Source organism: Tepidibacter formicigenes DSM 15518, from assembly GCF_900142235.1.
Taxonomy (GTDB): Bacteria; Bacillota; Clostridia; order Peptostreptococcales; family Peptostreptococcaceae; genus Tepidibacter; species Tepidibacter formicigenes.
In genome coordinates this window covers 1-19111 of record NZ_FRAE01000046.1, presented here as the reverse complement: position 1 = coordinate 19111, position 19111 = coordinate 1, and the positions used below count along the sequence as shown (strand labels likewise).

16 protein-coding genes, 1 pseudogene and 3 riboswitches are annotated in these 19111 nt (G+C 27.4%); of the genes and pseudogenes, 16 read left to right on the top strand and 1 reads right to left on the bottom strand.

The features are described 5' to 3' along the window. The 4 genes and pseudogenes from BUA77_RS14265 to thiT all read left to right on the top strand — a co-directional run. Positions 1 to 186: pseudogene (locus BUA77_RS14265) on the top strand (IS4 family transposase); the annotation flags it as partial. A gap of 301 nt (positions 187 to 487) precedes the next feature. After that, entirely contained in the window at positions 488 to 1273 is a 786-nt protein-coding gene (locus BUA77_RS09215; protein ID WP_072889454.1) for a hypothetical protein, read from the top strand. A 418-nt stretch (positions 1274 to 1691) separates the two neighbouring features. Then, positions 1692 to 1883 carry a hypothetical protein gene (locus BUA77_RS09210; protein ID WP_072889452.1) on the top strand — a complete coding sequence of 64 codons (192 nt, stop codon included), beginning with the start codon at positions 1692 to 1694 and terminating at the stop codon, positions 1881 to 1883. Between the two features lie 51 nt (positions 1884 to 1934). Then, a riboswitch (TPP riboswitch) is annotated at positions 1935 to 2047 on the top strand. A gap of 48 nt (positions 2048 to 2095) precedes the next feature. Then, positions 2096 to 2620, top strand: coding sequence for an energy-coupled thiamine transporter ThiT (gene thiT / locus BUA77_RS09205; RefSeq protein WP_072889449.1), 525 nt, complete (start codon positions 2096 to 2098; stop codon positions 2618 to 2620). A gap of 28 nt (positions 2621 to 2648) precedes the next feature. Here the strand turns inward: thiT and BUA77_RS09200 are convergent, their stop codons facing one another. After that, a complete protein-coding gene (locus BUA77_RS09200) occupies positions 2649 to 2984 on the bottom strand; it encodes a hypothetical protein (protein WP_143151339.1) in 336 nt (111 codons plus the stop codon). A gap of 248 nt (positions 2985 to 3232) precedes the next feature. Between BUA77_RS09200 and BUA77_RS09195 the strand changes: the two genes are divergently transcribed. The 12 genes from BUA77_RS09195 (at position 3233) to BUA77_RS09145 (ending at position 18754) form a co-directional block, all read left to right on the top strand. Beyond that, entirely contained in the window at positions 3233 to 5434 is a 2202-nt protein-coding gene (locus tag BUA77_RS09195; RefSeq protein ID WP_072889445.1) for an S-layer homology domain-containing protein, read from the top strand. Between the two features lie 214 nt (positions 5435 to 5648). Next, positions 5649 to 7493, top strand: coding sequence for an oligoendopeptidase F (gene pepF / locus BUA77_RS09190; protein ID WP_084605681.1), 1845 nt, complete (start codon positions 5649 to 5651; stop codon positions 7491 to 7493). 43 nt (positions 7494 to 7536) lie between these two features. Then, a riboswitch (cobalamin riboswitch) is annotated at positions 7537 to 7704 on the top strand. Between the two features lie 214 nt (positions 7705 to 7918). After that, positions 7919 to 8047: a hypothetical protein gene (locus BUA77_RS14555; protein WP_278280566.1), complete on the top strand. Its 129-nt coding sequence runs from the start codon at positions 7919 to 7921 to the stop codon at positions 8045 to 8047. Positions 8048 to 8101: 54 nt separating this feature from the next. After that, positions 8102 to 8647: an S-layer homology domain-containing protein gene (locus BUA77_RS09185; RefSeq protein ID WP_072889443.1), complete on the top strand. Its 546-nt coding sequence runs from the start codon at positions 8102 to 8104 to the stop codon at positions 8645 to 8647. Positions 8648 to 8667: 20 nt separating this feature from the next. Continuing rightward, positions 8668 to 8760, top strand: coding sequence for an S-layer homology domain-containing protein (locus BUA77_RS13375; protein ID WP_084605679.1), 93 nt, complete (start codon positions 8668 to 8670; stop codon positions 8758 to 8760). Positions 8761 to 8867: 107 nt separating this feature from the next. Continuing rightward, positions 8868 to 9032, top strand: a riboswitch (cobalamin riboswitch). Positions 9033 to 9168: 136 nt separating this feature from the next. Then, entirely contained in the window at positions 9169 to 10104 is a 936-nt protein-coding gene (locus BUA77_RS09175; RefSeq protein ID WP_072889440.1) for a DUF4430 domain-containing protein, read from the top strand. A gap of 8 nt (positions 10105 to 10112) precedes the next feature. Continuing rightward, positions 10113 to 10997 carry an energy-coupling factor transporter transmembrane component T gene (locus tag BUA77_RS09170; protein WP_072889437.1) on the top strand — a complete coding sequence of 295 codons (885 nt, stop codon included), beginning with the start codon at positions 10113 to 10115 and terminating at the stop codon, positions 10995 to 10997. Next, on the top strand, positions 10970 to 12547 hold the full coding sequence (locus BUA77_RS09165; RefSeq protein WP_072889435.1) for an ABC transporter ATP-binding protein: 1578 nt from the start codon (positions 10970 to 10972) through the stop codon (positions 12545 to 12547). The genes BUA77_RS09170 and BUA77_RS09165 overlap by 28 nt, the downstream gene beginning before the upstream one ends. Before the next feature lies 1 nt (position 12548). Further along, on the top strand, positions 12549 to 13172 hold the full coding sequence (locus BUA77_RS09160; protein WP_072889433.1) for an ECF transporter S component: 624 nt from the start codon (positions 12549 to 12551) through the stop codon (positions 13170 to 13172). Positions 13173 to 13188: 16 nt separating this feature from the next. Next, on the top strand, positions 13189 to 14499 hold the full coding sequence (locus tag BUA77_RS09155) for an S-layer homology domain-containing protein (RefSeq protein ID WP_072889431.1): 1311 nt from the start codon (positions 13189 to 13191) through the stop codon (positions 14497 to 14499). Between the two features lie 21 nt (positions 14500 to 14520). Further along, positions 14521 to 16383 carry a prenyltransferase/squalene oxidase repeat-containing protein gene (locus tag BUA77_RS09150; protein WP_072889428.1) on the top strand — a complete coding sequence of 621 codons (1863 nt, stop codon included), beginning with the start codon at positions 14521 to 14523 and terminating at the stop codon, positions 16381 to 16383. Positions 16384 to 16396: 13 nt separating this feature from the next. Continuing rightward, positions 16397 to 18754, top strand: coding sequence for an S-layer homology domain-containing protein (locus BUA77_RS09145; RefSeq protein ID WP_072889425.1), 2358 nt, complete (start codon positions 16397 to 16399; stop codon positions 18752 to 18754). The last annotated feature ends 357 nt before the right edge of the window (positions 18755 to 19111 follow it).

Here is a 19111-nt window from a genome sequence, read left to right as displayed (position 1 = left end):
TATCAAGTCAATTTCACAATGGCCATAGCAATATGTATGCAATATTTCAAATGGAAAGGTCATATACCACCACCTAATGTTGAAGCTCTTATTCAAAAGAATATTTTACCTGTACGAAATGGAAGAAAAGACCACCGCAAAGTCAGAACCAAATCGTCAGTAAGCTTCTTATATAGGGTATCCTAAAAACTAGAAAATATGAATCTTTTTAAAACAGAGGACCTCTCTGTCTAATTGCCATGCTTAAAAAAGCTATTTCATAAAAAAATGAGGAAATTGAAAGTTATATCCTTTCAATTTCCTCATTTTTTTCACATCATTATTTGATTAACTTAATGACATTGGCCATGGCAGGTTTTTTCTTTTTGAAAAAATACACAAAACTTTGAAATAGTTGTAACAAAACTGTGACAAAACTTGAGTAAAATAAAGTTAACAAATAAGAAATGGTAAAAATTAAAATAAAAATTTGAAAGGGGAAATGAAAATGAAAGCAAATGCAAGAATGAAAAAAATACTTAGTGGTGTATTAATAGGAGGAACAGTATTATCATCTTTAGGTTTAGCTGCTTTTGCAGATAGTAGTGATATTGTAAAAATGGAAAAGGCTCCTAGAATGAAAAATATGACGCAGTATAACTTTAATAATAAAAGAAATAATATTGAAGAAAGAATAAATAAGTTAGTAGAGCAAGGAGTAATAACAGAAGATGAAGCATCAAAATGGAAAGAATTACGTGAACAAAATCAAGAAGAAAGACAAGCACAAATGCAAAAAGTAAGAAATATGACTAAAGAAGAAAGACAAACGTATTTTGAGGAAAATGGAATGAGAGGAAAAAACAGAGGTAAAGGATTATCTGGATTAGTAGAAGCTGGTGTTATTTCGCAGGAAAGAGCTGATGAAATACAAGAAAAAATCCATGAGATAAGAGTACAAGAAAATCAACAAAGATTTGAAGAACGTTTAAATAAGCTAGTAGAAGAAGGAATAATAACAGAGAATGAAGTAGCAAAATGGAAAGAATTCCATGATCAAAAGGTTGAAGAAAGACAAGCTGAAATGGAAAATATAAGAAATATGACTATAGAAGAAAGAAAAGCATATTTTGAAGAAAATAAAGGAGAAAAGGGAGATAGATTAGCTGAACTAGTAGAAGCTGGTGTTATCTCACAAGATCAAGCAGATGAAATAAAAAGCAAAATGCCTCAAAGAAATGAAGAAGGTAGAGGATTTAGAGGTGGTCAAAAAATAAAAGGTAAAAAATTTTAGTTAAATGAACATGAAAAAAGCCTAGAAAATTCTAGGTTTTTTTCATGTTTATTTATAATGAATAGGAAATTATAATTCTTTTATATTATTAAATTTTGTGTCAAAAAATAATTATATTTCCGGGGAAATAGCACAATAATATACAATTTTTAGAAAATGTGTTATTATATTCATATGATGAATATAAATAGAAAATTTTTAGTAAATTTATTCTATAATTAACAAAGTACTGCATACAATAAGTACAAGAAAATAACATTTATATAATTTTTTATTTATGGGAATAATTTCTATAGGATTTTCGTAATTTATTAATTATATAAAGTTAATATTAAATTTAAAGAACTATTTATGTAAATTTGAATATAAAAATAATATAGGATTTTTAAAAAATATTTTATAGAAAGGGAAGATTTTAATGTCAATAAAAATTCATTTTATTGATGGGAACAGCTTAATACTAAAAAAAAATGAATTATCAAGAGATCAGGTTAAACAGATATTAACGTGGTTTGAAGAAGAAAATTCACCTCTTATTAGATTTACAGTTGGAGATTTAACTCACAATTTACCAAGGCATGCAATTTACAATATAATAACTGAATATTAATAATGATTGATATTATAGTATATATTTGTTAAAATAATTAATAAAAGATAATATAACAAAGAGGGGAGCTAGATGAGTCTGGCTGAGAGGAAGTTCCTATTGATACTTCGACCCTGATACCTGATCTGGGTAATGCCAGCGTAGGGAATAATTTTAGAGACTATGCTGCATTTATATAAATGCAGCATTTTTGTTGTAAAGGGGGATTTTATATGAAAAAAATGTCTACTAAAATGCTAGTAGAAGCAGGTGTAATGATTGGACTAGCTCAAATACTAAGCTATATAAAAGTATATGAAGGACCTTTTGGAGGATCTGTAACAGCAGGAAGTATGATTCCTATTATTCTTTATGCAATAAGATGGGGAGTATCACCAGGACTATTTGTAGCATCAGTTTATGGACTACTTCAATTTATTTTAGGGCCTAAGTATTCCTATCATGTACTTTCTATTATATTAGATTATGTAGGAGCCTTTGGTCTTTTAGGTCTTGCAGGACTATTTAGAAATAGTTTTAAGGGAGTTTTCTTAGGAACTTGTTTAGGGATTTTTGGAAGATTTGTATCGCACGTTTTATCAGGTGTTATATTATGGGCATCTTATGCACCGGATGGAATGAATCCTTGGATATATTCTATACTCTATAATTCAGGATATTTATTACCTGAACTTTTGATATCACTTTGTGTTGTTGGAGTTTTATACAAATCATTTAAAACACTTGCAGTTGTATAAGTATTAAAAAACCGCATTAAGTTAAAACTTAACGCGGTTTTTTGAATCTTTTGTGTTTAAGCATTGCAATACTAGCCATATTATTAGCGCTAACCACCTCTACTGTAGTCAAATCAGCCTGTATAGAAGAAACTTGACCTTGAAGCTTAGAAACCTTGTGTGTTAAATTATCTATCTCAGCTTTATGAATTTCACTTGAGTGTTGAAGCGCTTTTAAAATTTGAGTATGTTCATCCTGTTGAATTTTTATAGCTTCTATATCAGACTTCATGTTATTAATATCACATTTCATGTTATTAATATCACATTTCATGTTGTTAATATCAGACTTCATGTTGTTAATATCATTTTTCATATCACTCATGTCAGTGTGTATTTTCTCTAAAATATTGAGTATTTTTTCTTCCATATAATTCACCTCGTAGAATTTATTTATATATATTTTAACATAAAAAAGATGAAATTTATATTAACTATTTTTAACTAATATTTGTGATGGTTAAAAATTGAAATCTTAAATTATTCTTAAATTTTTCCATTATATCTTTTTTTATATACTGTATATGTTATCATATAACTACAATACAAATGGAAAAATAAGGAGGTATTAGTGTGAAAAACAAAAAAATGTTTTTGATGCTTTTTGTGTTTGTTTTTGTACTGAGTAGCTTTATAAGCTCATATGCTGAGTCTAATATTTCAAAGGATAATGCAAAACAAATAGCTGTTGATACTCTTAAAGAGTATTTTAATATTAAAATTAATGATGAAAAATTTGAAACTAGAATTGAATTCAGAGACGAAGATTGGATGGATAAACCTGTATGGGAAGTTAATTGGAATAAGTTTGATGATGAAATTGACATTGATATTAATGTAGAGGTAGATGCTAAGACTGGAAAAATATTATCAATAAGAAGGTATGAATGGAATAGTAATGATGAAATACCTATGATAGCAAAGTTTACAAAGAAAGAAGCTAAAAAAATAGCAGATGATTTTTTAAAGAGAATAAATCCAAATGAATTTAAAGAAGTAAAGTTTAAAGAAGGTGATTGGCTTGGAAGGTATAGACACTCAGAATATAACTTTGATTATGTGAGAACTGTAAATGGAGTGGATTTTGACCAGAATAGAATTCATGTAGAAGTAGATGGAGTAAGTGGGGAAATTATTAGTTATAATATTGATTGGAATGATGATTTAAGTTTTGAAGATACTGATGGTATCATAGAACCTGCTAAGGCTGAAGAATTATTAAAAAATAATACTGAAATGAAGCTTATATATACAGATTATGATAGAAATTATGATGATAAGCCTGATGAAGTTAAAGTAGTTTATAATCCTTATTACTCAAAAGGAAATTTAGTTGATGCTAAAAAAGGAGTAATTATAAATTATGAAGGTAAGGAAGAAGAATTAAAAACAAAGGATATAAGTAAAGAAGAAAAAGAAAAAATACTTAAAAATGCTAAGAAAGTAGATATCTTAAGTAGTGAGCTAGATAAAGAAAAAGCAAAAGAAATAATGAAGGATAGATTAAAGGAATTTATAAAAGAAGATTTTGAATTAAATCGTGTAAGATATATAGAAGATGATGATTATTGGAGAACACAAGGAAAACATGCATGGGAAGGTGACTTTTCGGTAAAGGACTCTGATAAAGAAGGAGAAATAGTAATAGATGCTCTTACTAAGCAAGTTATAAGCTTTAATGCTTATACATTCAATGATCATAGAGAAGAAGATTTTGAGCCTAAATTAACATGGGAAGAAGGATATGATAAAGCGTTAGATATAATTAGCAAATACTATGGTTCAAAAATAATGGATATAGATACAAAAGTAGAAGAAGCAAAAGGTTATTACTATAGAAATGGTAAAAAGATATATAATAGAACTTATTGGTATAGATTCCCTAGAATAGTGGATGGAGTAGAATATAGAGATAATCAAATAGATATAAGCATAGATGCAAAAACTGGAGAAATAGAAGATTTTGACTATAGATGGGATGAAGATATTAAATTCCCTGGACATGATAATGTTATAGAAAAGGATAAAGCAAAGGATATATACTTTGATGCTCATAATACAGAGCTTAGTTATATAACAATAAATAATGAAGATATAAAAGATGAAAAAGTAGCTTTAGTTTATAGAATGAAACCTTTAAAAGGAAGCTATTTTATGGATAATTTAGATGCAGTTAATGGGAAATTCATAGATTATGATGGAGAAGAAATAGATTTAGATGATACTGACTATACTAACAAAATAAAAGGACATTGGGCAGAGAGAGAGCTTAGTATATTAAGTGATAATAATATAATTAATCTTAAGGATTTTGATTTAGATAAAGAAATTACAAAAATAGATACTATAAAAATGCTTGTAAATGTAAAGGGATATCATCCTTATAGAATAGATGACAATGATGATCTTAAATTTAAAGATATAACAAAGAATGATAAGGATTATGCATATGTTCAATTAGCTATAGAATACGGATTAATTGATAATAAAGAAGAAAACTTCAATAAAGAAGCTAAGATTACTAGAGAAGAAATGGCAAAGATGATTGTAAAGTTAATAGAACAAGATAAAATGGCAAGTATGAAGGGAATATATTCACTAGGATTTAAAGATGAACAAAGCATAGGTGAAGAATATAAAGGATATGTAGCTGTATGCAAAGGGCTTGGAATAATAAGTGGAAATGATGGAAACTTTAGACCAAAGGATAATGCTACTATGCTAGAAATGGCAATATCAGTTTATAAGGCTTTATCAAATGAAAATATAAGGTAGTACTGAATGTCCTGTAGTATTAAGTTAATACTACGGGACTTTTTTTTATAACGAATAGGAAATTATATTCTTATTTTGAGCAACGGAGTCCGTTAGGACTCGTTGGCGACATGAGCCATGCGGTAGCATGAAGTTAATTTTTCTTTTTGATATAAATATTTTTAAATGTTTTGAGATATCCTAATAATGAATAATTATGTAGGAGGGATATTTTGTGAAAATAAAACATAAATTTTTAATCATATTAATTTTAATAATTAGTATAGCTTCTTTTTTTAATTTTTATGAAAAAGAAAAAACTGTATTTAATAATATAAATGAAGATAAAAAATACACTTGGAATCTTAACGATATATATATAAATGATGAGGATTGGGAAAAAGATTATAAAAAATTAGAAAAAAATATTAATAAAATTGAAAAATATAAAGGAAAACTATCTAGATCATCTAAATATCTATTTGAAGCTTTAAATAATAGAGATAACTTAAATAAAACTTTGGAAAAGCTCTATGCTTATTCATATATGAAAAAAGATACTGACACTAATAACAATAAGTATTTAAGCTTGTGTGATAAAATAAGCTATTTAAGTGTAAAATTAAATAGCAAAACTTCTTTTATAGAAACTGAAATTTTAAATATTCCAAAGACTACTATAGATAAATTTATTAAAGAAAATGAAAGATTAAAGGATTATAAATTTTATTTAGAAAATTTATTTAGAGTCAAAAATCACCTTTTGTCTAAAGATGAAGAGAGAATTTTATCATTATCAAGAGCCATGGCAAACTCTCCTGAAAAAATATATACATTATTTAGAGATATAGATAGAAAAACTAATTTAACACCAGGAGAATACAATAAGATTCTTAGAAATGATAATCGTGAAACAAGAAAAAAAGCATTTGAAGAAGAATTTAAAAGCTATAAAAAAAATATAAATGTTTTATCAGGAACACTATCAGGAGAAGTGAATAAAAATATATTTTATTCAAAGGCAAGAGATTATAAATCAGCTCTTCAGGCTTCTTTAGATAGTGATAATATTGATGTTAGTCTTTATAACAATTTAATTAATGTAGTAAATAACAATTTAAAACCTCTTCACAAATATGTAAACTTAAGAAAAAAAGTATTAAATATAGATAAGGTTCATTATTATGATATGTATGTACCTATATCTCAAAGTGATTTAGAAATAGATTATGAAAAGGCTAAGAATATATTGTATGGAGCCTTATCTCCTCTTGGAGAAAAATATATTGATGATTTAAGATATGGACTTAATAATAGGTGGGTAGATGTATATTCAAAAGAAAATAAAAGAGGTGGAGCATATTCATGGGGAACTTATGATACACATCCATTTGTTTTATTAAATTACAATAATACACTAGATAGTGTATCAACACTTGCTCATGAGATGGGACATGCAATGAATAGTTATTATTCTAGTAAAAAACAAAATTATATAAACTATCACTATCCTATATTTACAGCGGAAGTTGCATCTATTACTAATGAAGCTCTTTTATTTGAGTATTTAATAAAAAATGCAAAAACAAAAGGTGAGAAATTACATTTCATAGAAGGATATATAGATTTAATCAGAGGAAGTATATATACTCAAGTAATGTATGCTGAATTTGAAAAAACAATTCATGAAAAAGTAGAAAAAGGAGAGGCTCTAACTGCTGATGCTTTAAATGATATATGGGGGAAATTAATGAAAAAATACTATGGAGAAGATTTTTATGTGGATGAGCTTTCTAAAGTATGGTGGAGTAGAATTCCTCATTTTTATAGTAACTTTTATGTGTATAAGTATGCTACAGGATGTAGTGCTGGTATAACTTTAGTTCAAAATATTTTAAATGATGAAAAATCAAAAGAAAAGTATCTAGAATTTTTAGCTTCAGGTGGTTCTGATTATCCAATTAATATATTGAAAAAAGCAGGAGTAGATTTAAGTAGTACAAAATCTGTTTTTAATGCACTTAAAAAGTTTGAAAATCTACTTGATGAACTTGAAGAATTAACAATATATACTAATTAATTGACATTATGGTAATAAATGTTATGATGGAATTAGCATACAACAATTAAAAAAGTTTAACGATTTAGGGAAAAGGGTGAGAGCCACTTGCTGTAGTCGCAGCTGTAATCGGGGATGAGGACTAAAAAAGTGTCACTGGATGAAAATCTGGGAAGACTTAGTCTGAATATGATCCGTAAGCCAGAAGACCTGTCGTTTAACTCTTCTTGAATCCTCCGACTTAGAGGAAGGGAAGATATATATCTAAGCCTTTTCCTGAATTGGAAAAGGTTTTTTTGATTTATAGGAAATTATATTGGGGGGAAAAGAAAATTTTTATAACATAATAAAAGAGCTTGAAAACTTAAAAGGAGATGGAAAAACAAATTTAAATGATATTTTAAATATAGACACTTATAAATAACTTTAAAGAAAAAGAAGCTACTATGAATGAAATAAAAAAAGAAAAAGCTTATGAATATAAGAAAAAAGTTTTGTATGTAGGTACAAATAAATATATTAAAAATGCACTGTTAAGTATTAAAAATATACAAGCTGATTTTGCAATTGAGTAAATTGAGTATAATGAAAGTTATAAAGATTATGATGTGTATATTGTAGATAAGTTTGTGGATAAATTACCTAAAGATGTTAATATGTGGTGTATGTATCCACAGAAGGATATTATAGGTGGAATTACAAAGGAAACGTTTTCGTTGGAATTTACAGATTCTGAGTTTTCTAAAAATATCAACAATAGAGGATTATATGTGGATAAAACAAATTATCTAAAAGAAAAAAAGGGATATAAAACAATACTTAGTGTGGATAAAAAACCTTTAATGATATATATAGTGGATAATGGAGTAAAGAAAATATACTCATCCATAGAAGGAGATTTATCTAAAATTATTGTTGGAAAATATGATGAATATACTCATAGTATTAAATTTGCTGTAACTAATTATGGAAGATATTTTATAAATAGACCTATAACAAAATTTATAGATTTAGATGATTGTAAATGGGCTGAAGAAGCTGTTAATGCCATGGCGGAAAAAGGAATAATAAAAGGAAAAGAGCCTAACAAATTTAAGCCAAATGACAATATAACTAGAGCTGAATTTTCTGTATTAATCAGTAGGATGATGAAATATGATAATGTTTATCAGTAAGAGAAGGAATAATTACTGGAATGGAAGATAAAACATTTAGACCAAATGAAAAGGCTACAAGAGCTCAAGCAGCTGTAATGCTTTATAGATTGTATAAATTAATAATGAACTAAGGAACTGCTAGCAAAGGCTAGCAGTTTTCTTTTGCTAAAAACTGTCGAATGTAGTCGGGGGATATGTGTTGTCATATTTTATAATAAAATGGTACAATATAAATTGTAATTTAAAACGATGTCTTGGTTTAGGGAAAAAGGTGAAAATCCTTTGCTGTAACTCCAACTGTAAGGGGGATGAGAGCTGCAATATGCCACTGAATAATATTTGGGAAGGCGCAGTTTGAATATGATCCACAAGCCAGAATATCTGCCATGGCATTCTTCGATTACCTTACGACTTATACGGGGTTGAAGATATATGTGTAATTTAAAAAAATGTGCAATTAAGCATGTCTATTTGTTATGCATATATACTTTGACCCTATCTTTTTAGATAGGGTCATTAATTTTTGGGGAGGTATTTATATGAAAAAAGTATTTATATTTTTTATAGCTATAATCTTAACTTTTTCATTAATAGGTTGTAGTGATACAAGCGTTTCAGGAAATGAAAATATTAATTTAATTGTATCTAAAGATTTTGGAAATGAACAAATATATGATGAAGAATTAGGATTTAAAAAGGATACTAGTGTTATGGAAGTTATGGAGGAAAACTTAGAAATAGAAACTGCATATGGTGGAGGATTTATAAGTTCTATAAATGGTATTAAATCGGGATTTACAGGTTCTAAAAACAAGAAAAAATTAGACTGGTTTTATTATGTAAATGGAAACTTAGCACAAGTTGGAGCAGATGATTATTATTTAAATCCGGGAGATAGTGTTATATGGGACTATCATGACTGGAGTAACGAGATGTACATATCAAGTATAATAGGAGCTTATCCTAAAAATTTTACAAATGGATATGAAGGAAATATATTAAAGGCAGAAATAAGATATTCAAAGGAATTTAAAGAAGATAGTGAAAAACTATTGGAGTTTTTAAAAGAAAAAGGACTTGAACATTCAGAACAAAAAAAATTAGATGAAAAAGATATAGAAAACGAAGAAGTAAATACTATAGTTATTGGGAAGTGGGATGAAGTTTCTAAAATAAGCTATATAAGTGATATTTATAATAGTAAAAATAATGGAATGTTTTTCAAAATAGAAAATAAAGTAAAAGCTTTAAATTACAATAAAGAAATTTCAAAAGAATATGAAAAGGCAGCAGTAATTGTAGCTATACCAAAGGGGTATGGAACAGGTTCTAATTTATGGATTATAACGGGTAATGATGAACAAAGTATAAAAGATGCTGTGGCTATTCTTTATAAAACACCAGAAAAAATTAAAGGAATGTTTTCTGCTGTTATAAGTGGTAATAGAGTGATAAATATTCCAACGAAGAATTAGGTGATTTTATGTTAAATATGCATCCATTTACTGTGATATTTTATACAGCTACTTTATTTCTTTTGACATTAGCATATTCTAATCCTATTTATATATTTTCTATAGTAGTTATTGTAATTTTTAATATACTTTTGTTAGATGGAGGAAAAAATTTAAAAAAATCAATAATATATAGTTTATATAGTGCATTTTGGATTATGATGATTAATCCTTTAGTTACGCATTATGGCAGAACTATAATTTATAAAAGTTCTAGAATACCTATAATAGGAAAAATAAGAATAACTTTAGAGTCTATAGTATTTGGAGCAAATATGGGGCTTAAGCTTATTTGTATAGTTTTGATATTCTTGCTTTATAGTCTTATGATTGATTCAGATGATTCATTCAGCTTTTTTTCAAGGTTTGCTCACAAATTTACACTAACTTTATCTATGACTACAAATATACTTCATAGATTGAGACTTGAAATAGTTAGAGTAAGAGATGTAATGATTTTAAGAGGAGTAAACTTCAATCAGAAAAATATATTTAAAAAAGTCAAAATGTACTATCCATTTTTAAAAGTAATTCTAATATCAACTCTTGAAGGCTCTCTAGATAGGGCAGAGGCATTATATTCTAAAGGATATGGAAAGGGAAAAAGAACTTCTTACTCTCAAATAGAAATTAAAAGAGTAGACTATATATTTAACTTTATTACTTTTATTTTAATATGTATATTTTTCTATGGATTATCCTTAAAGGTAGGATTTTATGACCCTTATAATGAATTAAACTTTTTAAAGTATAAGGATATGATTTTTTTAATCTATATAGACTTAATATTACTTATTCATTCTTTCTTGATTTGGGGGTGTAAGAAGTGGAAGTTTTTCAGATACATGATTTAACTTATTATTATCCTAGAAAAGAAGATCCTGCTTTAAAGGATATCAATGTATCTATAAAAGAAGGGGAATTTATATTACTAATTGGAAGCTCAGGCTCTGGTAAATCTACTTTAGGTAGAGTGTTTAACAAAATAGTTCCTCAGTTTTATGGAGGTAAAATAAAGGGAAAAGTAGAAGGAAATACTGATGTCGGAATGGTTTTTCAAGATCCAGAAAAGCAGCTTGTAATGGATAAGGTTGAAAGAGAATTAGCTTTTGGACTTGAGAATATAGGAACTGATTATAAAACTATGAGAAAAAAAGTAATGGAAGCACTAAGTTTTCTTAATATATATGACATAAAGGATAAGAAAACTTATGAATTGTCAGGTGGTCAAAAGCAAAAGGTTGCAATAGGGTCTGTTATTTCTATGGGATATAAGTTTTTGGTTTTAGATGAGCCAACATCTCAGCTTGACCCTATATCTTCAGAAGAAATATTAAATATTTTAAAAAGATTAAATGAAGAGCTTGGATATACAATAGTTTTAATTGAGCAAAGAATTGATAGATGCTTTCATTTAGCAGATAGAATATTATTTATGGAAAATGGAAGCTTAGTATTTGATGGAGAGCCAGAAGAATTTGTATTTTGGAGTAATAAAAAAGATAAAAATTTCTTACCTTCTGTTTGTGATTATTTTGTTAAAAAAGGATATAAAAATATACCTTTTACTGTAAAAGAGGGAAGAAAAAAATTGAGAAAATTATTTAAAGATAATATATCAAAAAAAGAAGTTAAATTTAGTGAAACTAAAAAAGAAGAAGTAATAATTGCTAAAGATATTAACTTTATTTATGAAAATGGTAAACATGCTTTGAAAGGAATAAATTTAAGTGTGTATAAAGGGGAAGTATTAGGAATACTTGGAGAAAATGGAGGAGGAAAATCTACACTACTTAAAAATATATCTGGATTGTTAAAGCCAACTAAAGGTAAGTTATCTGTTAAAGGAGTAGTTGGGTATTTATCTCAAAACCCAAATGATTATTTATTTAATGATTCGGTTTATGAGGAATTGAAATATACACTTGATAATAAAGGTATCAAAGATTATGGAATAATTGAAAAGTCGCTTAAAACTCTAGATATTTATAAATATAAAGATAAAAATCCTAGAGATTTAAGTGGAGGAGAAAGGCAAAGAGTAGCTATAGCATCCATACTTGTTATGGAGCCTGATATATTAATTCTTGATGAGCCAACTCGTGGTCTTGATAAGGATTTAAAAGAAAAGTTAGGAGATATTATACTTGATTTAAAAAATAGAGGAAAAACAATAATACTTGTAACTCATGATGTTGAATTTACGAGTAAGTTTTGTGATAGAGCTTGTCTTATATTTGATGGAAGTATAGCTCAAGTTGGATCAAAATATGATGTTTTAACCTCAGGAATATATTACTCTACACAAATTAATAAGCTTTTTAGTGGATATGTTGATAATATATTAACTCTAGATGATGCACTTAATATAACTGGTGATAGTTTGATAAAAGGGGCTATTTAATATGAATTATTCATTGTTATCTGTGGGAGTTTTAATTTTTTCCTTTGCAGCAGTTTTTGTATCTTATGAAAGAAAAAAAGTTTCGGTAAAGGAGATTTCTTTAATAGCAAGTATGGCAGCACTAGCAGGAGTCGGTAGAGTTCCTTTTGCAGCTCTTCCAAATGTTCAGCCAACTACTTTTTTAGTTATAATAAGTGGGTATGTGTTTGGATCTTCATTTGGATTTATGGTAGGGGCAATGGCTACTTTGGTTTCTAATACTTTTTTAGGACAAGGCCCTTGGACGCCATGGCAGATGATATCTTGGGGGCTTGCAGGAGCTAGTGCAGGAATACTTAAAAAATTTATTAAAAATCCTTCAAGGTTATTTTTAAGTATATTTGCTTTTATGTGGGGATTTTTATTTGATTACATTATGAATATATGGCATTGGTTGTTTTTTGTAAAACCTCTTAGTATAAAGAGCTTTATTGCAGTTTATATATCATCATTTTATTTTGATTTGATGCATTCTTTAGGAAATTTTACATTTATGTATTTGCTTGGAAAGGATTTTATAAATATATTATCTAGATTTAAGGATAGGATAAGCTATAGCGAAATTCCTGTTGAAAAAATCAAATAAACTTGGGGGTGAATTTATGAAAAGAATTATAGCTTTAACGATTACTATTTTAATGTTGTTTACTAATTTTTGTTTTGCAGTTGATGTAAGTTCTACTGCAAATTATTTAGAAAAGCAGAAACTAGATGAATGGGGTATTTTAGCACTTTATTCAAGTGGTAAAGATGTATCAAAAAAGAGCTTATCTTCTGTTGATTCAAAAGTTATAACTGATTATGAAAAGTATATTTTAGGTGCAAGAGCTATTGGAAAGGATGTTTCATCAACTGCTCAAAAAATTATAAAAGCTCAAAGCAGTAGTGGTAGATTTTCAGACTACATAGATGGAACTGGTAATGATCTTTTAAATGGACATATATGGGCTGTTATAGCTTTATATGTAGCTGATGAGGAAAATTACAATAAAGATAAAGCTTTAAGTTATCTTAAATCAAATCAAAATAGTGATGGAGGATTTCCTATATTTATAGGGGATAAAAATTCAGATTTAGATATGACTGCCATGGGGCTTGTTGCTTATAATGTGCTTGGACTTAATTCAAATTCATCAGAGGTAAAGAAAGGGTTTGAATTTATAGAGAAAAATATAGATAAAAAAGAAAGCTGTGAAACAATAGCTTGGTACATACTTGCAAAAGTTAAGTTTGGTTTAAATGTAGATAAAAAATATATTGATAAGCTTTTAGAGTATAGACTTAGCAATGGATCATTTAAACATTTAAAATCAAGTAAAAAAGGAAATTATATGGCAACTTATCATGGACTTTTAGCACTTAATGATTATAACAATAAATCTTCTATATTTGAGAAATTACATAATTTAAAGAGTAAAGGATTTAAAGATTTAAAACAAAGTGATTATGCATATAAAGAAATAATGTATTTAGTAGATAAAGGGGTTGTATCAGGATATTCTGATAAAACATTTAAGCCTAATAATAGTGTTAAAAGAGGAGAATTTGCAAAATTCTTAGTTTATGGATTAGGACTTCAAAGTCAAGCTAAATATAAAACTAATGAGTTTACAGACCTTAAAAATCACTGGGCAAATAAAGTTGTTAATGTTGCGGTTAAAAAAGGATATATAAATGGGATTGGAAATAAAAAGTTTGCACCAGAGGATAAAATAACAGGAGCACAGGTTGCTGCCATGGTGGTTAGAGCTAAGGGGCTTGAAAGTAAGGCAAAAGCTGTTAAAGGTAAGAATTGGTATGATGGATATGTAAAGGTTGCTAAGGATAATAACTTACTTTATAAAAACTTTAATCCAAATAAAAATGCTACAAGAGCACAATGTGCTGAAATTATATATAAATTAGTGAAGTAAAAATTTAAGGGGGTTATATTTGTGAAAAAAAGGTTGTTGAGTTTATTAATAATATTTTCTTTAGTACTTGGATTTATTCCTTTTGGAGAAATTAAGTCTTATGGGCAAGAATCACATAAAGTAAGAGTAAGAGTAGAAGGAAAAGATAGAACTTTATATGACAAAGAAGTAACTGTTACAGATGAAGTTTATTGTGATGAATATTTTAATAGCTTAGGAAATTCTATATCAAATGGTTTTATAACTACATTATTTGGACAAACTCCTGATTCTAAAAATAATGAAACATGGATGAATTATTATGTTAAAGATAATAAAATTGATATTTCAAAGTCGGTAAGTCAGTATAAATTAAATGATGTTGATGAAGCTGTTATATATGTTGCTAAGTATAGCTCTGATTGGAGTAAACAAAAAACTCTTATACCGCAAATTAATGTAGAGAAAAATGATAAACAAGTACAATTAACTGTAAGCGGAAAGAGTTTGAGTGAAATTAATCCATATTCAGATGTAGATTTAAAAATAAGTTATATCGGTAATGCAACTACTAATTCAGATGGAGAATATAGTTTCGACTTAAAAGGAATTCATAAGGTTGAAATAGGAGATTATCCAAATTTAGTTAGAAAAACTATTTATGTAGGAGAAAAAGATGTAATTGAAAAAGTAAAAAATGCTATAGATGATTTAAAGGTTAATTATAATAGTAAAAATGAACTAGAAAGCTGGGAAGCGTCTGCTTATTACGTAGTAAGTGAAACAGATGAAGAGATGCAAAAGATAAAGGATAAATATAATTACGAAGTAAATGATAATGATGGTGTTGCAAAAATAGCATATAATATTATAGGATTACTATCTGCAGGAAAAGATCCTAGAAACTGTAATGGGAAAGATTATGTAAAAATGCTTAAAGATTCACAAGTGCTTACAGGTGAAAATGCTGGAAAGTTTATAAAAAAATCAGGTGATGAGGCGTATGTATCATTTCAAGCATTTGCTGTATTAGCATTAGATTTAGCACAAGAAGAATATGATGTAAATAGTGCAATGCATGCTTTAAAAACATATCAAAATACTGATATAAATGATGTAGATAACTATGGAAAATTCGGAGGACAGTATGATGGTGTAGATTCTGCTGCAATGGCTTTATTTGCTCTTGCAAATCATAGAAATACTGAAGGTGTTGAAGAGTCTATTCAAGCTGGGTTAGATTATATTAAGAAAGAACAATTGCCAACAGGTGGTTTTCCAGGATATGATGGAGAAAGTAGTGAATCAATTGCTATGGTTATTAAGGCTTTAATAGCTCTTGATATAAATCCATTATCTGAAGAATGGACTAAAAATGAAAATATGTTAGATGCTTTATTAAAGTTTAAAGAAGGAAATAAATTTAAATCAACTATTGATAGTGCTTATAATGATTATTCTACGAAACAAGCTTTTAGTGCTTTAGCTGACTTATATAATGGAGAATCTATGTATAAAAATTTAACTCATCATGTTCATGAAGATTATGAAATAAATACAGGAAGTGATGTAGAAGAGCCTAAATATGACTTTGAATTAAAAAGAAATGGATATTCAGATTTTAAAAGAGGAAGTGAAGCTCAGCTTAATGTAGATTTAACAAATAATACAAATGATGATAAAAAAGTAACTTATATTGTTGCTTTATACAAATTAAATGGAAATAATAAGGAACTGTATACTTATACATTTATGACTAAAACTATTAATGCAGGTGCTACAGAAGAATTTGCTGGTGGTTTTTTAATTCCTACTTCAGGTGAGTTTGAAGTAAAAGGCATGCTTTGGGATAACTTTGATAATAAAACTCCTTTGGCAAAGGAAATAAAAGTAGATGTTGAGTAAAAGGAGGGAAAGAATGAAAAAGTTATTTATATCATTAATACTAACATTATCTTTAGTTTTTCCTTCTTTTGCCCAAGTGAGCATTGATTATACTGTTAATGATAATGTTACAAAAATTAATATTTGTGGAGAAAAAAATAAACCTACTACTATAACTATAAGTGATTCTAATAGAAAGTATTATATAGATCAAGGAGTAACAGATTTAGCTGGAAAAATAGAATTTAATGTACAATTGGAAAAAGGAAAAACTTATAATTGTTCTGTAAATGTGGGAAATGATAAAGGAACAAAAAGTATATCTATAGGAAATTTTGATGATGAAGATATTCCAGTTGATAAAAAAGATACAGTGTATATTTCTATAAAGGGATATAAAGGATATATTATAAGAAAAACAAAAGTTGAAATAGAGGAAAATGACACAGTACTTGATATTACTAAAAGGATATTAAATAAAAATGATATAGATTATGATATAAGTGGAGGATTTGTAGAGAGCATAGATGGATTGGCAAATGGAGATAAGGGTGCAAAAAGTGGTTGGTTGTACAATGTAGATGGAAAGACACCTGATGTTGGTGCTGATTCTATTGAAGTAAGAAAAGGTCAGAAAATAGAGTGGTACTATACAGTTGATTATACAAAAGACGATAGAAATACTAGTATGAATAATAAAGAGAGTGAAAAAGATGAAAAGGTAGACGATGTAATTTCAAATGATGAATATAAGGATTTATATAAAGTTATAATTGCTAAAGATTCAAGTGAAAGTGAAATTACAAAAGCAGTAGAAGATGCAGTTGATATATTAAATAAAAAGGCAAATGATATAAATACAGAAAAAGATGCTAAAAAGCTAATAAATCATGTAAAAGATGTATCAAAAATAATGAACAAAGCATTAAAGAAAGTAGATTCTAAATATGAAGTTAAAAATATAGCTGATAAAAACAAACTGTTAATAAAATCTCTTGTTAAATCAGCTGAAAAAATATCAGATGAAAATTCTAAAAAAGAAATAAGCACTGTTGCAGTAGAAAATATAGATTTAACATTAAAATTAGTTGGTGAAATAGAAGATGAAAATGATATAGATAGTATTGTAAATAGTGAAATTGAATCTGCTGGAGATTTAGTTGAAAAGCTAGGAAAAGAAAATACAAAAAAATTAAATGAAAAAACAGTAAAATTAGCACAACAAGTAATTAATAAAGTAGCTATTAAAAATATTGAAGATAATAAAATAAAAGCAGATGAAGTAAAAAATATGGCTCAGAAGATATTAAACAAAGTTAAAGATATGGAACAAAAGCTAGAAAAAAATAATATAGAAGTTAATAGAGCTTTAGAAAAGAAATTGATATTAAATGTTGTATCTAAAAATAAGGGAGAAGCACAAATTAGCCTAGAATCAAAAATTATGGAATGTGGATTAGATAAAATAGAAGTAAAGACAAATATAGCATCATTTAATATAAAATCAAATACATTTGATAAAGGAAAAGATATAACTTTAAAAGCTAAAAAGATAAATACTTCAGATTTATCTAAAAATATAAGTATTCACATACCAAGCAATAGTGTGGTAGTAAATTTTGAAGCAAAAGTTGGAAATGAGAATATAACTAAATTTAAAGAGCCGATTGAAGTAAGTATTCCTTATAAAGGTGATATTAAAAATAAAGAGAATATTACAGTATTTTATATAAATGATAATAAAAATTTAGAACCTATGGGTGGGGTTTACGATAGTGAGACTAAAACTGTAAAATTTATTACAAACCACTTTAGTAAATATTTTGCTAAGGAATACACTAAAAGCTTTAGTGATTTAGAAAATACTAAATGGGCAAAAGATGCAGTAGAAATAATGGCAGCTAAGGGAATAGTAAATGGAAAAGAAAATAATAAATTCAGCCCAAATGATAATATAACAAGAGCAGAATTTGCAGCATTAATTACAAGAATGTTAAAATGTGTAGATTGTGATAGTGAAATTCCATTTGAAGATGTAAATAAAAATGATTGGTACTATAAATCAATAGCGTCTGCATACTCAAATGGATTAATAAATGGTAAAGGGGATACTGTATTTGATCCAAATGGAGATATAACTAGAGAAGAAATGTCAAAAATTATAGCTAGTGTTCTTGAGAGAAAAGGATATAAAAGGGCAAAAATTGAAGAATTAAATGTATTTAAAGACAAAGAAAAAATAGCTTCTTGGGCAAAAGAAGGAGTTGCTACATCAGTAAGAGAAGGAATAATTAATGGAATAGATGAGAAATCTTTTGTTCCAAAGCAAAAAGCAACAAGAGCACAAGCTGCTGTGATGCTTTACAGATTATATAATTCAATAATGAACTAGAATAAAAAGTCCCGATATGGTTTTAAAACAAATCGGGACTTTTTATTCTATAGGAAACTATAAATTTTTTAAACTGTTGATAACTTTGGTAACTGAATAAAAGTATCAACTATTTTGAGCAACGGAGTCCGTTAGGACTCGTTGGCGACATGAGCCATGCGATAGCATGAAGCGAATTTTTTTATCTATAAATGTATAAATTAAAAATATTTGTTAATAATCATAATTGGCATTTGACAATAATAAAAATGAATACTATAATTGTAATTAGCATATGCTAATTACAAAATGTTACATATGAAAAATAGGAGGGGTAATTTTGGAATTTCAAAAAGAAAAAACAAATGATCTTACGAA